This window comes from Prosthecobacter sp. (assembly GCF_029946185.1).
In the GTDB taxonomy this organism is placed as follows: Bacteria; Verrucomicrobiota; Verrucomicrobiia; order Verrucomicrobiales; family Verrucomicrobiaceae; genus Prosthecobacter.
On the sequence record NZ_JAQSEA010000008.1, the window covers coordinates 4,045 to 8,903 of the forward strand.

Genomic DNA, 4,859 nt, shown 5'->3' on the forward strand with positions numbered 1-4,859 from the left:
CATGCTTGTCCGGCTTGATGCGAACGGCTTCGGAGTATTTGGCATAGGACTCCTGCCAGAGCCGGTCGGCCTCAGCTCCCTGTTTGGTTTTCGCCTGTGCCGAGAGCGCAGCGGCCCAGTTGTTGAAAGCCTCATGCTTGTCCGGCTTGATGCGAACGGCTTCGGAGTATTTGGCATAGGACTCCTGCCAGAGCCGGTCGGCCTCAGCTCCCTGTTTGGTTTTCGCCTGATCCGAGAGCGCATTGCCCCAGTTGTTGAAAGCCGCATGCTTGTCCGGCTTGATGCGAACGGCTTCGGAGTATTTGGCATAGGACTCCTGCCAGAGCCGGTCGGCCTCAGCTCCCTGTTTGGTTTTCGCCTGATCCGAGAGCGCATTGCCCCAGTTGCTGAGCGCATTTACACGAATTTCAGGTGAAACAGCCAAAGTTGCGTGAATTCGGCGCGCTGCCAAATACTCAAAATCTGATTTGGGTGCGAAACCATTCGAAATTTGAGCGAGTAAGGCAAAACCAAGATCAGGCTCTTGCGAGGCTATTTTCAAAGATGCATCAATGAATTCGAGGTTGGCAACCCCGCGATTCTCATTTTGGTGACGAGCCAAAATCTGAGTCGGGTGGTCGGACACTTGGCGAATAAGTCTTCCTGCAAGACTCAGGTACTCACGGGCCAGATATTCGTCCTGATAGTCTCTGACAAACACGCTTTCCATCAGCGCCATCTGCGGATGGTAGGAAAGTCGCACCGGATGAATTCCGATTTTGTTCTTCAACTCATCCAGGCGCTGCTTTTTAAAGTCGATCTCGCCGTTTGGAACGGGGCTGGCAACTAAGATGGTGGGCTTGGGGCCAAGTGCGGGAGCTTCGTCCTGACCTGGTACATCGACATCGTCCCAAGGAATGGATTTGTCATTTCTAGGCCCCGCCTGGATGCCTGACTCTTGCAGGAAGGTGAGGGTTCCTTCGATGTTCTGATCATTGAGGGCTGAGAGAACAACCAGACGGTCCGCGACCGGGCCAACGCACAGACCTCCCACCTCAGTGATGCCAGTGCGGCTGTCGATCAGAATGTAGTCGTAGGGGGTTGGCTCGGTGGGTTCAAAATCTTCCAATCCATAAGGACGGTGCGGGAAGCGGTGCGACTTGAAGTAAAAGTGCAAAGCGCTGCTCACTTGAATCAACTGATCCTGTGGCAGTTCATTTAAGCTTAGTGCGGACAAACGTCCGCACCAGTTCCGCTCCATATCTGCAGCCACAATGTCCAGACGGCCAACCTTGCCGAACTTTGGTGCAAGAAGCTCCAGATTTTTCGCGGCCACCGAGCGGAGATAACTGTCTAAGGGAGGGAGGCTGGCGGCGATGTCTTTCGGCTCCCTGCTTTCTTTCACCTCAGTGACAATTTGCCCCAGCAGAGTAAGAATATCGAGCGAATGGCTGCCCTGTGCCGGAGCCAGTTCATTTTGCCGGTGCAAAAAGCCGCTGAGGCCGGGAGCTTCCAGATCCATGTCAACGATCAGCACATGTCTGCCCCAACTGGCGAGGGTGTAGGCGGTGTTCAGCAGCGCCATGCTGCGTCCCACACCACCCTTGTAGCTGTAGAAGGTGAAAATATAGGGGAACCCGCTCATGAAATCTCAAGCCGCACGTTGGAGGGCTATGTTATGCATTGGATGGCATGTGAACAGATCGGCCGCAGGTCGGGCGCAGGTCGTTGCACTGGCCAGGATTTCCTCATAACCGGCTACCATCAGTTTAAATCCAGCCTTGGTGGAGCGCGAGCCTACGAGATGGAACATCAAATTCAGCTGCCCCAGTTCATTCTCTTTCTGTGCAATAGCGGCACGGATGGCCAGCGGCTCAATGAGCCGGTCATTGGCGCACATGGCCTTGCGGGTTGCGTTCTTGGCCGTGGTGTAGTCTCCCGTTTTCAGGGCTTCTTCCGCCTCGCTGATGCACTGCTCGGCGATGGCCTGTAGTGCTTCTTCCGCGTCTGAATTCGACTCATAATGGCGTTGGTTTTCCGAATCGATCCACAGTTCGTAGTCAGGCTTTGCCTCTAGAGGTGGCTCCGCAAAAAGCGTCACGTCACCTCGTTCCTCCAGTTGCCGAAGCTCTCTGGCATCTCGTTTCTGGTCGCTCCAGAGATGGCCATCTTTCAACACATACGGAGGAAGAAAAAAGTGGTCAGGGTTCGCTATGGAGCGAAAGACGGGCGGTACGACCGTTGGCAACATGCTTTCCGTCAGCTTGTTGGCATAACCGACGATTTTGACCTGGAAAATGGGCAGTGGATCGGGCATTCGAGAAATCAGGATAGATGTCTCCTCAAGTACTGAATACATGCGGTTTTCAGTTTAGTGAAATCATTTTCTCGGTCGGCCCCATACGACACCACATCATATCCCTCTGCGAGGCACCAAGTCAGCAGCTTCTCAATCTCCGGCTGCATGGTCAGCCTGTATGGAACGAACACGGCCTGCAAATGCTGGCTGCGAATGGGGACCTCATGTGGGATGCGCACCTCATGCGTATGCCGGCGCACGGCATCGCCACCGCTCAGCCCCAAAGATCCGGCATGCGTGGCCGGCCGCCCTTCAAGATAGTCTTGCGGAGCGGAGAACAGGAGGTGTAAGCAGTCATGCAGAAAGTGCCGATGTTCAGAAAGAGGCAACTCGTGGCGTGAAAAGAACGCCGCTACAGGTTCACTCATGTCGGCTCGGGTGAAGTGGTTCACGAGACCACCGGAGTCGAACGGCGTGGCGGCACCATCGGCTGAATGCGCGATTTCTAAAGTGGAGGAGAAAAGCAGGCCGCAGCCGCTAGAGGGGAAGGAGAATGCTCCCGCATAGAGAAAGACAAATTCTGAAGTGCCAAGAACCCGCTCCACCGCGTCTGGCTCCAACGTTTTGTATCCTTCATCATGCAGCTTCGCTGGTGACTTCAGTCGGCCCGTCCGACAAAGAGTCTCAAATTTGAGGTCCGAAGTGGAGTGAGCGAGCAAAATGGAATCCGCCATCTTCCGGCACTCAGCACTGGCGAGCAGGTTGTGGGTTTGCGCATATGCCACCAAATCCTGCTGTAAACGATTCAGATTTTCCTCTAGTCTTTGTCTATCCATGACTTTCATCAATCAGCCCGGTTTTGCTCAGGTTGTAAACGAAATTCATACTTCATCGTCACGCACTCACCAAAAAAAGCGGCCGGGTCACCCCAGCCGCCTTCAAAGTAAGCCCAGTTGCACTGCAACTGGAGTCTCAGTTCCACATGAACTGAGCTACTTTGGGCTGTCGCCCTGGCGCAGCAAAGTAGCCTTGTTCCTGTGGAACAAGGAACGCGCCGCTTCATCCCAAACTCTTAACAAGGTAGAACTAGGTCGTGTTTGAAAGCCGCTGAGGAGCGCGGAATTGATTCCGCAGCACCCCGCAAGAACGCCGAACTCCGCACATACCCGCCACTTTTTCGCAGCCAACGCTTCTCCTGCTTTCTAGACAGCCGCAGGCTGCCCGAAGAATCAACGCGCCGGACCTTCGCCACTTCCGAGTGTCCATTGGCCCGCGAAAAGCTCCAGAGGACTGGAGCACTCCAAGACGCTGGCGCGCACTTCCATGTCCCAGATCCTTCTCGGAACATCGGAACGCCGAGCTTTTTCACCCACCCCCCAGACCCGCAAGCGCGGCACTCTGGCGCGTCACGGCTGCGGCCAGAAGTTCGGGGCCGCGCAGCATCGCCTCGGCCAGCGGCATGTCCTTGGGCTTGATGGCGCAGAGCAGATCAAACCGCGTGCGGAGCTGCTCTTCCGCCTCGATGGCCCCGGCAAATGCCGCGACCGGTTTGCCAAGTTCGCGCGCCATGTCCGCGACCCCCATGGGGCCTTTGCCGTGCAGCGTCTGCTCATCCAGCCTGCCTTCCCCGGTGATGACCAGATCGGCGCTGGCGATGCGCTTTCGCAGATCAACGAGCTCCGCGATCAAATCGAAGCCGCTGGTGAGCCGCGCCCCGCAGAAGGTCATGAGGCCATAGCCCAGCCCCCCGGCCGCGCCCGCGCCGGGCACGTCACGGTGATCCACCCCGAGATCCCGCTGCGCGATCTCCGCGAGGTGCTGCAGCCGATTCTCAAAGAACACGAAGTCCTCCACACCCTTCTGCTTGCCATACACCTGCGTGCAGCCATGCGGGCCGAGCAGGGGATTGTTCACGTCACAGGCCACCAGGATTTCCGGGAACGCAGCGTTAGGCCGCTCGATTTTGGCCAGCCGGTTCATATTAGCGATCACGGGCTCCAGCGCAGCGCCCGCAGCATCCAGAAAGCGGAAACCCAGCGCTGCCGCCATTCCGACCCCGGCGTCATTCGTGGCGCTGCCGCCGATGCCGATCACGATGCGCTGCACGCCACGTCCCATGGCATCCAGCAGCATCAACCCCGTGCCTTGCGTGCTCGCCGTGGCCGGGTGCAGGGGGCGGTCGCTGACCATGGCGAGGCCAGACGCCGCGCTCATTTCCATGATCGCTTCCAGACAGCCAGCAGCACGGACCAGCCCATAGCGGGCGGTGACCGGGAGATTTTGCGCATCCAAGGTGGCCGTTTCACACCACTCGCCCTTCAAAGCCGCGACGACGGCCTCCGCGGTGCCTTCCCCCCCATCAGCGATGGGGCAGAGGTCGCAGACAGCCTCTGGCAAAGTCAGCTTCAGGGCCGAGGCGATGGCCTGAGCGGCCACGGCAGCCGGGATGGAGCCTTTGAATTTATCGATGGCGATGAGAATGCGCATGGGGGGAGGGGGGAGAAAGAGGTCAAGGCGCTGGGAGCAGTCAAGAGGTCAAGAGGTCAAGAGGTCAAGAGGTCAAGAGGTCAAGAGGTCAAGA

The 4,859-nt window shown here is 57.5% G+C and carries 4 protein-coding genes; all 4 read right to left on the bottom strand.

All coding sequences use genetic code 11. From position 1 onward, the window contains the following. Nucleotides 1-1,624, bottom strand: a 1,624-nt coding sequence (locus tag PSV43_RS00300) for a hypothetical protein (RefSeq protein ID WP_300192518.1), incomplete at its 3' end; no start/stop codon positions are given. Between the two features lie 6 nt (nt 1,625-1,630). Then, nucleotides 1,631-2,338 (bottom strand): hypothetical protein, encoded by a 708-nt coding sequence (locus PSV43_RS00305; RefSeq protein WP_300192520.1) that lies wholly within the window; start codon nt 2,336-2,338, stop codon nt 1,631-1,633. Then, the gene (locus PSV43_RS00310; protein WP_300192522.1) at nt 2,305-3,123 is read right to left on the bottom strand and encodes a hypothetical protein; all 819 of its coding nucleotides are present in this window, start codon (nt 3,121-3,123) and stop codon (nt 2,305-2,307) included. The genes PSV43_RS00305 and PSV43_RS00310 overlap by 34 nt, the downstream gene beginning before the upstream one ends. A gap of 520 nt (nt 3,124-3,643) precedes the next feature. After that, nucleotides 3,644-4,765 (bottom strand): glycerate kinase, encoded by a 1,122-nt coding sequence (locus PSV43_RS00315; protein WP_300192524.1) that lies wholly within the window; start codon nt 4,763-4,765, stop codon nt 3,644-3,646. Between the last annotated feature and the right edge of the window lie 94 nt (nt 4,766-4,859).

What these genes read in the sequence shown, in the direction of transcription:
- PSV43_RS00310 (WP_300192522.1), bottom strand. Translation starts at nt 3,123, where the DNA reads ATGAAAGTCATGGATAGACAAAGACTAGAGGAAAATCTGAATCGTTTA.
- PSV43_RS00315 (WP_300192524.1), bottom strand. Translation starts at nt 4,765, where the DNA reads ATGCGCATTCTCATCGCCATCGATAAATTCAAAGGCTCCATCCCGGCT.
- PSV43_RS00305 (WP_300192520.1), bottom strand. Translation starts at nt 2,338, where the DNA reads ATGTATTCAGTACTTGAGGAGACATCTATCCTGATTTCTCGAATGCCC.